This is a genomic window from Streptomyces winkii (genome assembly GCF_032248595.1).
Taxonomy (GTDB): Bacteria; Actinomycetota; Actinomycetes; order Streptomycetales; family Streptomycetaceae; genus Streptomyces; species Streptomyces winkii.
The window spans coordinates 52,608-68,794 of sequence record NZ_JASTTH010000012.1 but is presented as its reverse complement, the minus strand read 5'-3'; the positions used below and the strand labels follow the sequence as shown (position 1 = coordinate 68,794).

General features: G+C 71.6%; 14 protein-coding genes. 3 read left to right on the top strand and 11 right to left on the bottom strand.

Going from position 1 to position 16,187, the window contains the following annotated elements; all coding sequences use genetic code 11:
• Positions 1 to 14: 14 nt before the first annotated feature.
• The 5 genes from QQM67_RS29360 to QQM67_RS29340 all read right to left on the bottom strand — a co-directional run bounded on the left by QQM67_RS29360 (position 15) and on the right by QQM67_RS29340 (position 2,987).
• The gene (locus tag QQM67_RS29360; protein WP_314178224.1) at positions 15 to 359 is read right to left on the bottom strand and encodes a VOC family protein; all 345 of its coding nucleotides are present in this window, start codon (positions 357 to 359) and stop codon (positions 15 to 17) included.
• A gap of 257 nt (positions 360 to 616) precedes the next feature.
• The gene (locus QQM67_RS29355) at positions 617 to 1,246 is read right to left on the bottom strand and encodes a hypothetical protein (protein ID WP_314178222.1); all 630 of its coding nucleotides are present in this window, start codon (positions 1,244 to 1,246) and stop codon (positions 617 to 619) included.
• Between the two features lie 190 nt (positions 1,247 to 1,436).
• The gene (locus tag QQM67_RS29350) at positions 1,437 to 1,619 is read right to left on the bottom strand and encodes a hypothetical protein (RefSeq protein ID WP_314178220.1); all 183 of its coding nucleotides are present in this window, start codon (positions 1,617 to 1,619) and stop codon (positions 1,437 to 1,439) included.
• Between the two features lie 184 nt (positions 1,620 to 1,803).
• Positions 1,804 to 2,610 (bottom strand): hypothetical protein, encoded by an 807-nt coding sequence (locus tag QQM67_RS29345; protein WP_314178218.1) that lies wholly within the window; start codon positions 2,608 to 2,610, stop codon positions 1,804 to 1,806.
• On the bottom strand, positions 2,607 to 2,987 hold the full coding sequence (locus tag QQM67_RS29340) for a hypothetical protein (RefSeq protein ID WP_314178217.1): 381 nt from the start codon (positions 2,985 to 2,987) through the stop codon (positions 2,607 to 2,609). The genes QQM67_RS29345 and QQM67_RS29340 overlap by 4 nt, the downstream gene beginning before the upstream one ends.
• Positions 2,988 to 3,071: 84 nt before the next feature.
• On the opposite strand from QQM67_RS29340, the gene QQM67_RS29335 reads away from it, so the two are divergent.
• Positions 3,072 to 6,527, top strand: coding sequence for a CHAT domain-containing protein (locus tag QQM67_RS29335; protein ID WP_314178216.1), 3,456 nt, complete (start codon positions 3,072 to 3,074; stop codon positions 6,525 to 6,527).
• Positions 6,528 to 6,595: 68 nt separating this feature from the next.
• The gene (locus QQM67_RS29330; RefSeq protein ID WP_314178213.1) at positions 6,596 to 7,489 is read left to right on the top strand and encodes a tetratricopeptide repeat protein; all 894 of its coding nucleotides are present in this window, start codon (positions 6,596 to 6,598) and stop codon (positions 7,487 to 7,489) included.
• A 185-nt stretch (positions 7,490 to 7,674) separates the two neighbouring features.
• Here the strand turns inward: QQM67_RS29330 and rox are convergent, their stop codons facing one another.
• From rox to QQM67_RS29310, 4 genes are all read right to left on the bottom strand, one after another.
• On the bottom strand, positions 7,675 to 9,111 hold the full coding sequence (gene rox, locus QQM67_RS29325; RefSeq protein WP_314178211.1) for a rifampin monooxygenase: 1,437 nt from the start codon (positions 9,109 to 9,111) through the stop codon (positions 7,675 to 7,677).
• A 412-nt stretch (positions 9,112 to 9,523) separates the two neighbouring features.
• Entirely contained in the window at positions 9,524 to 10,327 is an 804-nt protein-coding gene (locus tag QQM67_RS29320) for a hypothetical protein (RefSeq protein ID WP_314178207.1), read from the bottom strand.
• A 287-nt stretch (positions 10,328 to 10,614) separates the two neighbouring features.
• Positions 10,615 to 11,571 carry an ROK family protein gene (locus tag QQM67_RS29315; protein WP_314178205.1) on the bottom strand — a complete coding sequence of 319 codons (957 nt, stop codon included), beginning with the start codon at positions 11,569 to 11,571 and terminating at the stop codon, positions 10,615 to 10,617.
• Positions 11,568 to 13,019, bottom strand: a complete 1,452-nt coding sequence (locus QQM67_RS29310) for an APC family permease (RefSeq protein WP_314178203.1) — start codon at positions 13,017 to 13,019, stop codon at positions 11,568 to 11,570. The genes QQM67_RS29315 and QQM67_RS29310 overlap by 4 nt, the downstream gene beginning before the upstream one ends.
• A 390-nt stretch (positions 13,020 to 13,409) precedes the next feature.
• Between QQM67_RS29310 and QQM67_RS29305 the strand changes: the two genes are divergently transcribed.
• Positions 13,410 to 14,456: a hypothetical protein gene (locus QQM67_RS29305; protein ID WP_314178201.1), complete on the top strand. Its 1,047-nt coding sequence runs from the start codon at positions 13,410 to 13,412 to the stop codon at positions 14,454 to 14,456.
• A 62-nt stretch (positions 14,457 to 14,518) separates the two neighbouring features.
• Here the strand turns inward: QQM67_RS29305 and QQM67_RS29300 are convergent, their stop codons facing one another.
• Both QQM67_RS29300 and QQM67_RS29295 read right to left on the bottom strand, forming a co-directional pair.
• Entirely contained in the window at positions 14,519 to 15,142 is a 624-nt protein-coding gene (locus QQM67_RS29300) for a TMEM175 family protein (RefSeq protein WP_314178199.1), read from the bottom strand.
• 56 nt (positions 15,143 to 15,198) lie between these two features.
• Entirely contained in the window at positions 15,199 to 16,110 is a 912-nt protein-coding gene (locus tag QQM67_RS29295) for an alpha/beta fold hydrolase (protein ID WP_314178197.1), read from the bottom strand.
• Between the last annotated feature and the right edge of the window lie 77 nt (positions 16,111 to 16,187).

Genomic DNA, 16,187 nt, shown 5'->3' with positions numbered 1-16,187 from the left:
GAGCCGCACCACCCTCAGGGCTCCTGCACCAGACCGATGACGTTGCCGTCCGCGTCCTGCACGGCGGCGATCCTCTTGCCGCCGCCGACGTGCTCCACCGGCTGGAACACGTCCGCCCCGGCATCGGTCAGCGCCTTCACGGACGCATCGATGTCCTGGACCTCCCAGTAGCCGACGGGGGCGGTCAAGCCCTTGCTGTGGCCGTTGGGGTCCAGGCCGATCTCCTGCCCGCCCGCCCGGAACCCGACGTAGTACGCCTCGTCGACATAGGGCTCCACACCCAGGAGTTCACGGAAGAGGGCCTTGGACTGCCCGAGATGGGCCACGGGGAAGATGACCGTCTTCATGCCGTCAGTCATGGGATGCTCCTGCCGCTCGTGTGCTCGTCGTGTGCTCGTGTGGCTCATGCCGTCGACGGACCCGCGTCCGTCACCGACATGACACGCGACGGACGACGGAAGTGAGCGTCGGACACACGAGCGCGGGCCCGGCCCGCGCCGTACGGACGCCTTACGGACGCCGTACGAAGGCTGAACGGATGCCGTACGGACGCGTGCCGTCGGCCCCGCGCCCCGGCGCGGGCCGGCGCTCGCTCCGGGTGCGTGCCCGTTCGGGCTTACAGCGGTTCGCAGAAGGTGATGCCGAGATGCCGCCGGAGCCCCTCGCGCTGCTCGGCCGTGGCCAGAACCATGATGTCGTCGGCCCTCCCCGGGGGAGTTCCGGGGCCGTTGTCCGCGCGACGGAAGTCGCGGTCGTCGTCCGGGCTGAGTGCTTCGATGGCGGCCTGTGCCGCGCCCATGTCGAGGTAGTCGTTGGACTCCTGCTCCACGGGGAACGAGAGCGGCTCCCCGTTGCGCTCGAAGTGCATCACGCCGCGGCCGTCCTCTTCCTCGAAGCCGTCCTCCTCCTCGAAGCCGTCCCCGTCGTCCTCGTCGTCTTCGTCCTCCCGCTCGAAGCGGTAGCCGGAGACGGTGACCGTGCCGCCGGTGAGCGCTGCGGCCCTGCTCAGGAGCCGCCCGTAGTGCTCGTCGGCGAAGTCGACGTCGTCGGCGTGGATGGCGACGGCAACTCCGAAGGATTCGAGGGCGGAGACGACGTGGCTGTGCGGCGTCAGCTCCTCGTGTGCGATGCGGGCGAACTCGTCCAGGACGCCCTGGGCCTTCTCCCGGGAGACCATGCCGAGTTCGGTGAGGACTTCGGCCATACGGGCGTACGTGACGTACGTGATGCGCTGCGCCTGCGACATGGCCGCAGTCTCCCAGCCGGGGAATTCGCCGAGTCGCCGGCACCTGCGCCGCCGTCGGCGCTCTCGCGCGGGCCTTTGTGAACCTCCGGCCCCCGCCGCCACGCCCGAAGTCGCCCTCGGCCCGGGCCCGTTGCCCGGGACGGCGCTCCGCCCGACCGGGTAACACGGGGGCGGAACGCCACCCCAGGTGCTACGGCTGCTGAGTCGGCGACTGCTGCGGCTCCGCCGTCCTGCCCGGTACGACCAGGGCCAACGTGGAACGCGCTTCCCGCCTCAACTCCCCCCGACGCGCGAAAGTCGCCGTGAACGCCAGGAACGAGACCGTTCCGGAGTAGACGAGCGCGGCGACCGCGGAGACCAGCACGCTGCCCATCGGGCACGCACCTTTCTCCCCCAACTCGGGAGCGCCCGGCCCCATGGCCGGGCGGATACCTCTGCGGCGAGTGTACGGAGCGGCACGCCCACGCTCCAGACCGCACTCCCGTCACCCCCGGCATCCCGTCACCGGCCCGACGCCCGGCCGAACGCGGGGCCCAACGCAAGGCCCAAGGACCCCGTCACGCCCGCTTGTTGAGGATGTCGTTGATTTGCAGCCCCTCCGCCGGCGTGACCCGGCCGTGCGGCAGGCCGACTCCGAGCGCTTCGGCGAGCTGCCGCTGGTGGTTGTCGACGGCTGCCTCCACGAGGTCCGCGAGCGCCGCCCCCGACGCCAGCCCCCTCCGGTGGCCGACCAGCACGGTGAGCCCGCCGACGAGCAGGGCGGGCCACCACATCAGCCCGAGGGCCACGGTGAGCAGGCCCCACGCGGTCGTCTCCGCCGAGCCCTGGTAGCGAGTGTGCGCGTCGCCGATCACCGGCCGTACGGTCTCCGGCAGCAGCAGCCACAGCCGGGGCCACACGAGCGCCACCGACAGGCCGTACTGCGCGTCCACACGCTCGTCCACCAGCCGGAACCGGTCCCCGATCTCCGTTGCACGGGCCGGGAGATAGCGCTCCGGGTAGCGGTGACCGTCCCGCTCCCGTACGGCCGCCGCCCGTGCCCTTCGCCGGGCGACCAGGCCGTGCGGGCGGCGCGCGACCCACGCCCTTCGTACGCCCACGGCCAGGCCCTGGACAACCAGCCCCGCCGCGGTGGCGGCCAGCAGGCCGACCGCCACCGTGAGAACCGCCGCGGCCGGGCGGGAACCGAGCCGGTCGCCGAACCGGGTCAGCTCGCCGGTGAGCCGTGCCGCGTCAAGTGCCGCCGCCTGCCCCAGGATTGCGCCGCAGCAGACCGCCGCCACGAAGAGCAGCCCGGGCAGCACCAGCGCGCTGAGCCAGCGGTCCGCGAGCCGCTTGCCCAGCTCCGCCACGAACGCGTTCACGGCCCGAGCCCGGCGCGAAGGACCATCGGGGCGCCGTCGACCTGGCAGAGCGGCTGCCGGCCCTCCGCGTCCGGCCGGGCACGGCGCGGGCAGCGGCCCGCCGGGCAGTGGTAGTCGCCCTGGACGCGTGGGATGTCCAGCCCGAAGTCGTCGAGTGCGCTTCCGGCCGCCGGATCGGAGGAGTGCTTGTCGGGCTCGGTGCGCACCGGGTAGCCCAGCCGGCGGCACACGGCGACGGCCGACTCGCCGTCACGTACGGCCGCTGCGGCCTCGTCGATCCAGGCCAGCACCTGTTCGTCCTCGAGAGCGCCGGCTCGCAGCTCCGGAAGGGCGGCGCACAGCCACGCCGCGGCGGATCGGTCCTCGGAGGTGGGCAAGGCTGACGAACTCCTTCGCGGGCGGGCCGCAGAGCGGCGCGTGTCGCTTACGGTAGAACAAGAGGCCTGTCAGCGGGGGAAGTTGTGACGTTGCGGGATGACGACGACGCCCTGGCTTTCGTACGGGGGCGGCTGGAGCTGTACGAGCGGACGGGCGACCGCGGCGCCGTGCTGGGCCCCGGGGTGCTGCCCCGTGCGGGGCGTCTCTGGCGTGCGTTTCTCTCCCCTGACGGAACCTCCGTCGAGGCCGCACACGCCCTGGCGTGGCTGCACTGGTCACGCCACGGGGCGCTGGGCGCAGACGCCCCGATCGACGAACTGTGGGGCGCGCTCCTGCTGTTCGCCCGGATCGGCGGCACCGATCCGGGGCTGATCCCGGACGAGGCGCGGCGGCTGCTCGCCGGGGGACCGCTCATCGATCACAGCTTCCTCGGCCCGGAGCACTGGGGCCGCAGGGCGATCCAGCTCCTCAAGAGCGCGCAGGTCGCGGACGAGGACGGCCGCCTGCTCGACGAAGCCGTCGAGCTGTTCAGCGGGACGACCGAGGCGTATTCGCAGGAACACCGGTTCTGGGCCGGGGACATGGCGAACCTGAGCCTGGCGCTGCGCATGCGGTACGAGCAGCGGGGCGACCCGGCGGATCTCGAAACGTCGGAGCGGACGGCCCGTACGGCATTGCGCGCCGTCGACCCCGGCGACCCTCATCTGCCGAGCCTCCTCAACAACCTCAGCACGGCCCTGGTTTCGCGGTCCTCACGTACCGGTGACGCCGTCGCCGTCACGGAGGCGATCCGGCTTCTCTCCCGCGCGCTTCGTACGGCACCACCGCCGGACCCGAACCGGCGGATGCTGGAGGAAAACCGGGCCGCCGCCCGCATGCGCCGCTTCGACCTGACCGGCGACCGCGACGAACTCGACCGGGCCGTCGGCGAGTTGAAGCGCCTGGTGGCCGATACCCCCGACGGCGACGCGACCTTGGGCAAGCGACGGGGCCTGCTCGGCGGGGCGCTGCACAAGCTGTACGGACTCACCCGTGATCCGCAGCAGCTCCACGAGGCCGTGGAGTCGCTGACCAAGTCCGTCGACTCCACCCCGCTGAACTCCATCGACCGGCCTGCCGCGCTCTCCGACCTGTGTGCCGCGCTGCTCACTCGCTTCGACGAGACCGGCAGCCCGCAGGACCTGGACGACGCCCTCACCGTCGGCGAATCCGCCGTCGAGAAGGCGCAGTTCGACGATCCCCGGCGCCCGGCGCGGCTGCACACCTGGGGGCAGGCGCTGCTCGCCGCGGCCGATCACACCCGGCGGCCGGACCTCCTCGACCAGGCCGTCGACGTCTTCCGGCAGGCCGTGCGCACGCTCCCGCCGGGAGCACCGCAGGCAGCCGCGTACAGCGCCAGCCTCGCCGAGGCCCTGATGGCCCGGCAGTTCGGCTCGCTCGTCGACGTCACCCCGTTCGGCGTCACCGAGTTGGCCGCCGAAGCGGCCCGGCGCCGGCTGGAGCGCTTCAGGGAGGAAGGGGACCCGGCGACCGCGCCGGACCCCGAAGAGCTGGCTGACCTGACCGACGCCCACGAGGCACAACTGCGGGCAGTCGAGCGAGCCGGACCCCACCACCCGGACCGGGGCATGTATCTGCAGGGCCTCAGCAACACCTCGTACAGCCACTACGTCCTCTTCGGCCGGAGACAGGACGCCGACCGGGCACTCGAACTCTCCCGGCAGGCCGTCGAGGCGACCCCGCCGGAACACCCCGGACACGGCGAGGCGGTGCACCAACTCGCCCGGCTCCTGGTCGACATCGGCGATGCCGAGGACGCCGAGGACGCCCTCTCCCTGTGGGAAGGGCTCGTCTCGCTGGACTCCGCACAGCCCTCCGTCCTCGCCCGGGCGGCCGGTGACGCGGCGCGCGCCCGCTGCCGGCGGGGCGAGTGGGCCGCGGCGGCCGGACACTACGCGCGGGCCCTCCAGATCCTGCCGTCCCTCGTCTCCCCGGCCCGGGACCGGACGGCACAGGAGAGGCTGCTCACGTACTGGAGCGGGCTGTCGGCCGAGGCGGCGAGCTGCGCGATAGCCGCCGGCCAGCCGGATCGCGCTCTGGAGCTGCTGGAACAGGGGCGCGGCGTCCTCTGGTCCCGACTCCTCGACGCGCGGACGGACATGAGCGCCCTGGAAGCCGTGGACCCGGCGTCGGCCGAGCGCCTGTCCCGGCTGGAACGGGAGCTCAACGCCTCACCGGCGGCCGGGTCCGCCGAGCGGTGGTGGGGGCGAATCGCCGACCACCGGCTGACGTTGGCGGCCGAACGCGACGAACTCCTCGCCCGCATACGGTCGTTGCCGGGGCTCTCCGGCTTCCGGCGCCCCGCCGGGGCGCGGGAGCTGCGCCGCGCGGCGGCCGACGGGCCGGTCGTGGTGATCGTCTCCAGCCAGTGGAGCACCGACGCGCTGATCGTCACCGTAGACGAAACGCGGGTCGTACCGCTCGGCGGACTCGACCACGGACTCGACCACCCCGCCCTGCTGACCAGGGCGCACCGCTACCTCACGGCGCTCGCCCAGTACGAGGAGGGGCCGCGCGACGCCGTCGCCCGGGTCAAGCTGAACCTTCTCATCACCAGCACCCTGGAGTGGCTGTGGCGGGACATCGCCGATCCCGTGCTCACCGCGCTCGGCCACACCGGGCCACCGGCCGGGGACCGGGACCTGCCCCGGCTGTGGTGGTGCCCGACGGGCCCGCTGGCTCTGCTGCCGCTGCACGCCGCGGGGCTCCCGGCGTCCGGCGGCCCGGCCGATGCGGGCGCCGCCGGCCCTGACGGCGATGCGAGCGGCGGCGCGGATGCCGGTTGCTGCGTCCTGGACCGGGTGACCCCGTCGTACACCCCGACGCTGCGCGCGCTGCTCGCGAGCCGCGGCACCGGCGGCGACTCTCCTGGCGGCGGCGCCGCGCGGCCGCCGGAGCGGATGCTGACCGTGGCGATGCCGACGACCCCGGGCCACCCGCCGCTGCCGCAGGTCATGGACGAACTCGGCGTCCTGCGCGGCGCGTTGCCGGGCTCGACGGTGCTCCAGGGCGACCAGGCCACGCACACGGCCGTACGGGACGCGCTGCGCAACCACCGCTGGGCGCATCTGAGTTGTCACGGCGGACAGGATCTGCTGCGCCCCTCGCAGGGCGGACTCGTCCTGCACGACGCCGTGTTGACGGTGGCCGACCTGCGGGCCGACCAGCACCCGCACGGCGAGTTCGTGTTCCTGTCCGCCTGCCAGACCGCCCTCGGCGGAGCCGCCGTCCCGGACGAGGCGATCACCATGGCGAGCGCGCTCCAGTACGCGGGGTGGCGGCAGGTGATCGGCACCCTGTGGTCGGTGGGCGCCACCACCGCCGTCGAACTGAGCGCGGATCTCTACGGTGCGCTCGTCAGGGACGGGGACCTGCACACCGAAGGAGCCGCCGAGGCCGTCTACCGCACCGTCCGGCGGCTCCGTGCCGACGGCCACGCGCCCGTGGTCTGGGCGCCGTTCGCGCACTCAGGGATCTGACCCCGGCGGACTTCCCGACCGGGCTCCCCGGCTGCCGTGACGAGAACTACGAGAGCGAGGTCCGCATCATGCGCATCGGACGCCGTAACCCGGACAAGGCAGCTGCATCTGCATCCACGGACACGGCAGAGACGACGCACACCACGGAGGCGGCGATCACCGAGAACACCAAGGACGCGAAGGACACGAAGCACGCGGCGAACTCGGCGAACTCGGCGAGTTCAGCCGCACCGCCCGCCGACGGCATCCCGGACTTGCCCCCGGAGACCGCCGAACGGCAAAGACGCGTCGCGGAGTTGCTCGACCACGAACTCCACGAGAGCGCCGAGCCGGAGATGCGCGCCCTGCTCTCCGACTACGAACGCCTCCTCGGCCACGCCGACCCCATCACGATCTCCTGCTACGACGCGCTGGGGCACACGCTGTACCAGATGGGGCTGATCCCCGAGGCGGAGGCCATGCACCGCGAGGCGTACGACCGCGGCACGCGGCGCGACGGCCCCGACCACCCGGACACCCTGGCCTACGCCCACAACCTGGGCGCGGCCCTGGTGATGGGCGACGAATGGGAGGAAGGGCTCGCCCTGCTCGAAGACACGCTGGAACGCAGGGAACGCGTCCTGGGGCCCGACCACGGCGACGCCCTGACCACTGCCGCGCTGCTCGGCGCCGTGCTGTTCAAGCACGGTGAGCAGCAGCGCGGCTTCGAACTGCTGGACCGCGCGTACGCCCGCTACGTGGCGACCTTCGGAGCGGACGACCTCGAGACTCTCGCCGTCGGCGGCAATCTGGCGGCGGCGGTGCACACGCTCGGGCGCAAGGACGACGCGGTCGCGCTTCTCATCGACATCCTCAAGCACTACGCCCGCCTCTTCGGCCCGAACGATCCGCAGACGCTGCACATCCAGCAGCGCCTCGCGGCAATGGGAGTGGTCGTGACCTTGAACTTCCGCCGCGGGTGAGAAGCCCTGCTGGGGCCGGTGCCCGCGGCGGTCACTCCGGTACAACCGTCCGCCGCGGTACGGGACTTGGCCCCGGGGAGGCGGCCGGCGCCGGGACCGGGTCTTTCGGCGGCAGGCTCGTGACCGCCTCAGCCCACGTCCTGGCCGCCGCCCCACCGCCTCACGGCCGTGTCCCCGCCGGGCGGTCAAGCGGCCGGTGCGCCGAACCACCTCTCCATCCGGCCGAGCAGCTCCGCCTGGTCCTCCCCGACCCAGGCCACGTGCCCGTCCGGCCGGAGCAGCACGGCGGGCACGTCCAGCTCCTCGCTGCCGTCCACGACGTGGCCGACCCGGTCCGCCCACCCGGCGACCGACAACCTGCCGGTCTGGTCGAGCAGCAGCCCGCGCCCGTCGTGCATCAGCTCGTAGAGGCGTCCCCGCTTCAGCGGCAGGTCCCGCATCCGCTTGCCGAGCAGCTCGTGCCCCTCGCCGAAGTCGTAGCGGACTCCGATCGCGGTGATCTTCTCGATCAGGTACCGGTTCACGTCGTCGAAGTCCATCAGCTCCGACAGCAGGCGCCGCACCGCCTGAGGGCCCGGCTCGGAGGACATCAGCTCCATCTGCGCCCGGGTGTTGTCCAGGACGTCGGCGGCCACCGGGTGCCGTTCGGCGTGGTACGTGTCCAGCAGGCCCTCCGGCGCCCGGCCGCCGATCTCCGCGGCCAGTTTCCAGCCGAGGTTGAACGCGTCCTGGATGCCGAGGTTGAGCCCCTGGCCGCCGGCCGGCGGGTGGACGTGCGCCGCGTCGCCCGCCAGCAGCACCCGGCCGGTGCGGTAGCGCTCGGCCTGCCGCGTGCCGTCGCCGAAGCTGGACAGCCAGCGCGGCGAGTGCACTCCGAAGTCGGTCCCGGCGTATGCCCGGAGCTGCTTCTTGAACTCGTCGAGAGTCGGCGCGACCGAGCGGTCCTCGACCACTTTCGCGGCCGGTACGACGACGCGGTACACCCCCTCCCCGAACGGCCCGACGCCGAACCGCTTCTCGGTCTCGCGGACCTCGGCCACCACCGCGGCGACCTCCTCCGGCGGCACGCCCACCTCCATCTCGCCCAGCAGCGTGTCGGCCCTGGAGGGCTGACCGGGGAAGCCGACGCCGAGCAGCTTCCGCACGGTGCTCCGGCCGCCGTCGCAGCCGACGAGGTAGCGGGCGCGCAACTGCGCGGGGGCGTCGCGGCCGGCCAGCTCGACGGTCACCCCGTCCTCGTCCTGGCTCAGCCCGACCAGCTCGCAGCCGCGCCGGATCTCGGCTCCGAGCTCGCTCGCGCGCTCGGCCAGCAGGCGATCGGTGGTGGGCTGCGGGATGCCCAGTACGTACGCATGCGCGGTGTCCAGCCCGTCGGGTGCGGGCTTGGTGAGGGCGGCGAAGAAGCCGCCGAGCGGATGCCGCTTGCCGAGTGCGAGGAACCGGTCCAGCAGGCCGCGCTGGTCCAGCACCTCGATACTGCGCACGTGCATGCCGAGTGACCGCACGTACGCGGCCGGCTCCGGCTCCTTCTCCACCACGACCACGCGCACGCCGTGCAGCCGCAGCTCGGCGGCCAGCATCATGCCGGTCGGTCCGCCGCCGGTAACGATCACATCGATCATCAAAGCCCCCCACTTTCGACAAGGTCGGATTCGGCCGGCTGCTTCGCGCGGTGTGGGTGCTGCGTACTGCGTACTCCGCGCACCTCCGCGCCGGACCCCCGCGGCCGCGCCGCGGGTTCCCGGGTTCGACCTGCGTTCCGACGTCCCCGCGAGGAGCCGCACCGCCCGCCCGCATCGCGCGCAGTGCAGGCAGTGCAGACAGTGCAGGCAGTGCACGCACGCCGACGAAAGCCCACGTACGTCGCGAAGCTCTGATTTCCGCAGGTTCCGGCCTGGGTCGGCAATTCTGGAGCACGACGGGGGGCTTGCCGCAAGGCCCCCCTCGCGCTATACGTTGAGAGTGGCAAGGAGCGGAGACTCTCCTTGCCCTTCGTCTTTCTCGGCTACTCAGGCCGCCACGCCCGGCCTTCCCCTACGCCCCGGCCTCCGGCGACGGCGACGACGTCTTGGCATCGAGCAACTCGGCGCCCGCCGCGGGCGGTTCGTGGCGTCCGGTGTCCCATGAATCACCCAGGACCCCGTCGTGGCTGCTGTGCAACGCCGTCAGCGCGGCGAGCAGCCGCGGGTCCCAGCCCTCCGTCCCGGCCGTCAGATGGCGGGCCTCGAAGCCGCTTCCGTAGTCGAGCACGCGGGACTTTCCGGCGAAGTAGCGGACCCGCCTCGGCGTACGGAAGAGGTCGCCGTCACCACCGAGGACGCACAGCACAGCGAGCACGCTCTGAAGCGGGGAGATCAGCCACCACACGCACCACCAGAACCATCGCCCCTTGTATCCGACGGCGACGGGCCCACCGGCCTGCTGCACGGTCCAGCGCGTGCGGACGTGACCGCCGCTGAAGGACCGCTCACGGGTGATGCGGCCGACGTCCTCACCCGCCGGGCCTCGTACCTCGTACCGGACCGGCTGCCCTTCGGCAGCGGCGGCGGTGACGACGCGGGCCCAGAGACGTCGCCGGTACGGATCGGTCCACATCGCGAACGAGCGGACACCCCGCTTGCGTGCGGAGAGGTACTCCTCGGCTCCGCCGGGCGGCAGTTGACGGTCGAGGTAGACGGGGGAGCCCGCGGCCTCCAGGGCCGTGCCCCCGATCTCGTACCGGGCCCGGCCGTCCTCCGCCGCTGCGGCCTTCCGGTCCCGGCGGGCCTTCCTCCCGGACTTCTTCTCCTTCTCCGTCGCAGGACTCGCGGAGCGCCGCAGCACGACCGTCACACTCATGTCCCCCACCCCTCTCGGCACTCCTCCCGGCACTCTCTCGGCACCGGCTCCCGACGCGTGCACGATGCGCCGAGGAGGGCAACGTAACAGCGGCGGGTGACGGCGAGGACCGAGCGGATTCCGCCGGAGGAACACCCGGTCCGGAGACCCCGACCGAAGCCGGAGCGCGGGGAGTTCGCCCGCCCCCGTTCGCCGCGCGGAAGGCGTGCCGGCGGGCGCCCGTACACCTTCGTCAGGTCGTCGGACAGCGCCGGTCGCTGTGCGCCCGGCGCTTCACGCACCACCGCTCAGCCGTCGCTCGGCTCGTCGTCCAGGGCGAGCGCGATGGCGCCGCGCAGCGCCGCGTCGTGGCTGAAGCGGGACGGACGCAGATCCACCGCGAAGGGGGCCGCGTCCGCGAGCTGCGCACGGAGGACCGGCAGAATCACCTCGGCGGAGTGCATCAACCCGCCCCCGACCACGATGCGTTCAGGATCGAGCGCGATGGCGAGGTTGGTGACGTGTACGGCGAGCTGCTCCAGCGCGTCCCGTACGAGCGAGCGCACCCGCTCGTCGTCCCGGCCGGCGAAGAGTTCGGCCGCGGTGACCGGGCGGCCGAGCAGCGTCTCGCCGCGGTCCGCGAGCGCCCGCCCGGAAACGTGCTCCTCCAGCGGCGCGTGTCCCGCGGCGAAGGCCGGCTCCCCGAAACTTCGCACGTTGTAGCCGATCTCCCCCGCCGTCCCGTGCGCGCCCTCCAGGACGCGCCCCCCGACAACGAGCCCGCAGGCAAGGCCCGTTCCGAGGTTGACGTAGACGCCGTTGCGCACACCCGCGAGCTCTCCCCAGCGGAGCTCCGCCACCGTCGCGGCCTTCACGTCGTTGGCGACCCGTACCGCGCTCTCGTCCATACCGGCCGGGTCGGCCAGGCCCTCCCGCAGCAGTGCGGGCAGGGCCAGCTCCTGCCAGCCGGGCACGTTCGGGGCGAGCAGGACCCTGTCGGCGAGGGTGACCCCGAACGTCGCCACCCCGACTGCCGTGAGTTTCCCGCCGGTTGAGGCGGCAGTACGGTCCGAGAGATCGCGTCCCGCGGCCAGGGCCCTGCGGACCACCTCCCGTGCGCCCTCCAACGCCCGGGTCTCCAGCCGGAGTTGGTCGAGGACGCGGCCGTCGCCGTCCGCCGTGGCCAGCGCCACCTTGGTGCCGCCGAAGTCGACGGCCAGGACGTGCCCGGCACGGTAACCGGCACCGCGGCCGTCCGCCGTCATGAGGACGGCGACGCTTCCGCGTCCTGCTCCGAGAGGTACTTCTCGCGGATCTCCTTCGGCCCGAACGGCCAAGTGCGCTCGAAGCGCGCCCAGATGAGGAACGCCACGACCCCCAAGGCGATCCAGGCCAGCGACAGCCAGATCGCCGAGGTGCCGGCCGCGTAGTAGACGTAGATCCAGCCGATCACCGCGAGCACGCTCGGCACGGGATACAGCCACTGCCGGTACGGACGCCGCAGGCCCGGCTGGCGGCGGCGCAGCACGGTCAGCGCCGCGACCTGCGCCAAGGACTGCACGAGCACCGCGACGGCCGTGAACATCTGGAGCACGGTCTCCAGCTCGAAGAACGAACCCGCCGCCGTGATCGCGCCCATCACCAGCAGGGCGACGTGGGGGAAGTTCAGCCTGGGGTGCAGGCGGCCGAAGACCGGCAGGAACAGGCGGTCGCGGGCCGCGTTGAACGGCACGCGTGAACCGCCGAGGAGGCCCGCGAACACCGAGGCGAAGGCCGTGACGACGACGAGCGCCGTGAGGACCTGAGCGGCGCCCTTGCCCCACGTGTGCTCCATCACCAGGGAGGCTATGGACGTCGCGTCGGCGACCTCCTTCCAGGGCAACACCCCCATGACGCCCACGTTCAGCGCCAGATAGATCACCATGATCCCGGTGATCGAGTAGACGATCGCCCGCGGCATGACCCGGCCCGGCTCGCGCAGTTCCTCTCCCATGTACGCGACGGTGAAGTAGCCGAGGTAGTCGTACACGGCGATCAGCAGACCGCCGCCGAGACCGGCGAAGAAGGCGCCGTTCAACTCGAAGGCGCCGGACGGGAAATCGAAGGCGAGCGCCGGGTCGAAGTTGGTCAGCGTGGCGACGATGATCGTGCCGACGCAGACCAGCATCACGCCCCAGAGCACGGCGGTGAGCCGGGCGATCGACTCGATGCGCCGGTAGAGGGCGGCGACCACCAGAACGACGACGCCGACGCCGATCAGATGCTGGACGGCCCAGCTCATGTGCGGGAAGTAGTAGCCCAGGTACTCGACGATCCCGATGGCGCCCGTCGACATGATGAGCGGGATGCTGAGCATCGCCGTCCAGATGAACAGGAACGGCATGAGCCGCCCGGTGCGGTACTGGAACGCCTCCCGCAGATAGACGTACGTCCCGCCGGCGCCGGGCATGGCCGCGCCGAGTTCCGCCCACACCAGCCCGTCGGCCATCGCCAGCAGCGCGCCCACGATCCAGCCGAGCAGCGCCTGGGGCCCGCCCATCGTGGCGACCATAACGGGGATCGTGATGAACGGCCCGATGCCGCACATCTGCGTCATGTTGACGGAAATGGCCGGGAAGAGGCCCAGTGCCCGCTTGAAGTGCCGCTCTTCGGACGGGACTTCGGCACCGGAGGCGATGTGGCTCGTGGGCGGGGTCGCTTCGGGATTGCTCATGACCGGACCCCTTCGAGCGTCCTGGACGCGCGCCGCGCTGGTCGCACGTGCGGGCGAATGTATGGGGAGCCCACGCATGGAATCAACCCTTCACAACCGGAAGAACGCACAACCGGAGGGGGATTCTCCGAACGCGGCGATGAGCGGCGTCGCACGACGACGGCTACCGGGCCCGAACCTCCCGGGCCGCAACCGGCCCGCAACCGGCCCGAACGGACGCCGCCGGGACACGGAGCCGGAAGAGCGCAAGCCCGCGACCGTTCGGCGGTAGGCCAGGTGAGGTCGCCGCGTCTGCGGTTACCGACGACATGTCATCTCATCCCCCGGCCGACCAGCAGGCCCGCTGGGCGCCGGTGCCATTTCAACTCCAGCGTTGAGGAAGGCGTAGCGATGAAGATCATTCTGAGATCCGGTGCCATGACCGCGGCGGTCGGCGTGGGGCTGTCCCTGGCGGTCCTGCCCGCCGGACCGGCCGACGCCGCCGGTGGGACTCATGTCCGGTGCAACGACATCACCGGTCTGGTGAACGCGATCAACCAGGCCAACACCAGCGGCGGCCGCATCCACCTCGCACCCCACTGCACCTACACCCTCACCACACCCGACAACGCCGACGACGGACTCCCGGAGATCACCGGAAACGTGACGATCACCGGCCGCGACACCACCATCCGCCGGGCCCCGAACGCCACGCAGAACTTCCGCATCTTCCATGTGACGGACGGCGGCACGCTCTCGCTGAACTCACTCACACTCAGCGGCGGCAACCTGACCGGCTCGAACGGCGGCGCCGCCCTCAACGAAGAGGGCACGCTGAACCTGAACCGCACTCACGTCAAGAACAACCACGCCGACATGGGCGGCGGCGTCACCAACGACGGCGGACGGTTCGACCTCGACCGCAGCACCTTCGAGCGCAACAGCTCGACCCAGTGGGGCGGCGGAGTCTTCAACACGGACGGCGGCACGATGACGATGGAGGGCGGTGCTCTGGTCAGGAACCGGGCCGTGAACAACAACGGCGGGGGCCTGGAGAACATCGACGGGACCGCGTCTCTGAACCATGTATCGGTCAGGGGCAACACCGCCCTTCAGGGCGGCGGCATCCGCCAGACACTCGGCTCCACTCTGCGCCTGAAGTCGACCGATGTCCGCGACAACATCGCTGTCACAGGCGGGGGCATCTCGAACAACGCCAGCACCGCCACGCTCGTACGCAGCCTGGTCACGCACAACACGGCGATCACCGCCGGCGGCGGCATCGTGAACGAGAACACCGGCCAGGTCACGCTCACCGCCAGCAGGGTCATCCGCAACACCCCGGACAACTGCAGCCCGGCGGGCAGCGTCCCCGGCTGCACCAACCCCACGGGCACCACCACCCCGCCGGCCTCAAAACTCCCCCAGCGTTCCGACGACACCAAGACCCGTAAGTGACCTGCCGACGCTGAACCGGGCCCACAAGCCCTGAGCAGGACGTTCGGAAGGGCGGGACCCACTCACCGGGTTCCGCCCTTCCGAAGGCGCTGGAGCGGTCCTTCGCGCACCCCTTCGCTCGTCAGGGCGTGGTAGAGGATGACGAGGATGACGCATCCGAGCCCCACCCAGGGCGTGATGAACCAGCCGCCGACTCCGCAGGCCGCGTACAGCACCACCGCCGTGAGCGGGCGGACCTGCTGGGCGCGCGGGTAGGACGCCGCGACCGAGGGCTCCAGGAGTTGCGGGCGGGCACGAAGATGCGTGAAGACGCCCCACCAGGGGCCTCCCATGATCGCCGCGGTGAGCGCGTACAGAACCACGGCCACCTTCTCGTCCCGCACACTCCCGCCCGCGAACGCCTCCGCAAGGGTCGCTGTCGGGAACGGCACGACGACCGCTCCGAAGAGGATTCCGAGGTTGATCCACTTCAGCCCGCGGTCGGTTCTCCGTACGGAACGGAAGAGAGAGTGGTGGTTCAGCCAGATCACGCCGACGTAGATGAACGAGACGACGAACGCGAGGTAGGACGGCCACTGCATCAACAGGGCCGACCGCAGGTGCCCTTGACGATGAGCAGGCGGTCTGAGGTCGAGGACGAGGAGGGTGATGACGATGGCGAACACCGCGTCGCTGAACGCCTCCACGCGGCTGGTGTCCGAGAGGCGGACGTCCTCCTCCTCAGGACCGACCGCCCCTCCCCTCAGGAGCGCCTCGGGCGTCCGCCGTCCGCGCCCGCCCGCTCCAGCTCCCTCAGGTGGCTTCCGAGGAAGGTGCGGATCAGGTCCGTGACCTCGTCGAGAGCGGACTCCAGGAGGAAGTGACCGCCGTCCAGCAGGTGCACCTCCGCCTCGGGCTGGTCACGCGTGAAGGCACGGGCGCCATCGGGGCCGAAGATCGGGTCGTTCCGTCCCCAGACCGCCAGCAGCGGCGGACGCCTCTCGCGCAGGTACTCGTGGACGCGCGGGTACAGCGGAAGGTTGGTCGCGTAGTCGCGGAACAGCTTGAGCTGGACGCGGTCGTTGCCGGGGCGGGAGACCATCTGGTGGTCGTGGTGCCAGGTGTCGGGGTCGACCCGCGTCTCGTCGGGGACCCCGGTGACGTACTGCCACTTGATCATGTCGAGCGTCAGCGCCGGGGCCAGTGCCGCCGCGTTCTCGGGTGTCGGGTCCTGCTGGTAGTCGAAGATCGGCTGCCAGAACTCCTGGACGAACCCTTCCTCGTACGCGTTGCCGCTCTGACTCACCAGGGCGGTGACCGCGTCCGGGTCCCGCAGTGCGAGCCGCCAGCCGACCGGGGCGCCGTAGTCCTGTACGTACAGGGCGTACCGCGTCACGCCCAGCTGGTCGAGGAGCCCGGCGGTGTGGTCGGCGAGCGCGTCGAAGGTGTAGTCGAAGTCGTCGACGGACGGTGCGTCGGAGTAGCCGAAGCCCAGGTGGTCGGGGGCGATGAGGCGATAGCGGTCGGCCAGCGCCGGAATCAGATGCCGGAACATGAACGAGCTGGTCGGAAAGCCGTGCAGCAATACGAGGACGGGCGCGTCGCGCGGCCCGGCGTCACGGTAGAAGAGCTGCCGTCCCTGCACTGTCACGAAGCGGTGATGCACTTCCGCCATGTTCTCGTCGCCCTCCTCAGGCCGACCCGGGGACCATTGATCGAATTTTCCTCATATTGCCACCGCAACCGAACCGG

Coding starts and splice junctions, on each gene's coding strand:
- QQM67_RS29295 (WP_314178197.1), bottom strand. CDS start 16,110: ATGGCGGAAGTGCATCACCGCTTCGTGACAGTGCAGGGACGGCAGCTC.
- QQM67_RS29330 (WP_314178213.1), top strand. CDS start 6,596: ATGCGCATCGGACGCCGTAACCCGGACAAGGCAGCTGCATCTGCATCC.
- rox (WP_314178211.1), bottom strand. CDS start 9,111: ATGATCGATGTGATCGTTACCGGCGGCGGACCGACCGGCATGATGCTG.
- QQM67_RS29305 (WP_314178201.1), top strand. CDS start 13,410: ATGAAGATCATTCTGAGATCCGGTGCCATGACCGCGGCGGTCGGCGTG.
- QQM67_RS29320 (WP_314178207.1), bottom strand. CDS start 10,327: ATGAGTGTGACGGTCGTGCTGCGGCGCTCCGCGAGTCCTGCGACGGAG.
- QQM67_RS29360 (WP_314178224.1), bottom strand. CDS start 359: ATGACTGACGGCATGAAGACGGTCATCTTCCCCGTGGCCCATCTCGGG.
- QQM67_RS29315 (WP_314178205.1), bottom strand. CDS start 11,571: ATGACGGCGGACGGCCGCGGTGCCGGTTACCGTGCCGGGCACGTCCTG.
- QQM67_RS29355 (WP_314178222.1), bottom strand. CDS start 1,246: ATGTCGCAGGCGCAGCGCATCACGTACGTCACGTACGCCCGTATGGCC.
- QQM67_RS29350 (WP_314178220.1), bottom strand. CDS start 1,619: ATGGGCAGCGTGCTGGTCTCCGCGGTCGCCGCGCTCGTCTACTCCGGA.
- QQM67_RS29310 (WP_314178203.1), bottom strand. CDS start 13,019: ATGAGCAATCCCGAAGCGACCCCGCCCACGAGCCACATCGCCTCCGGT.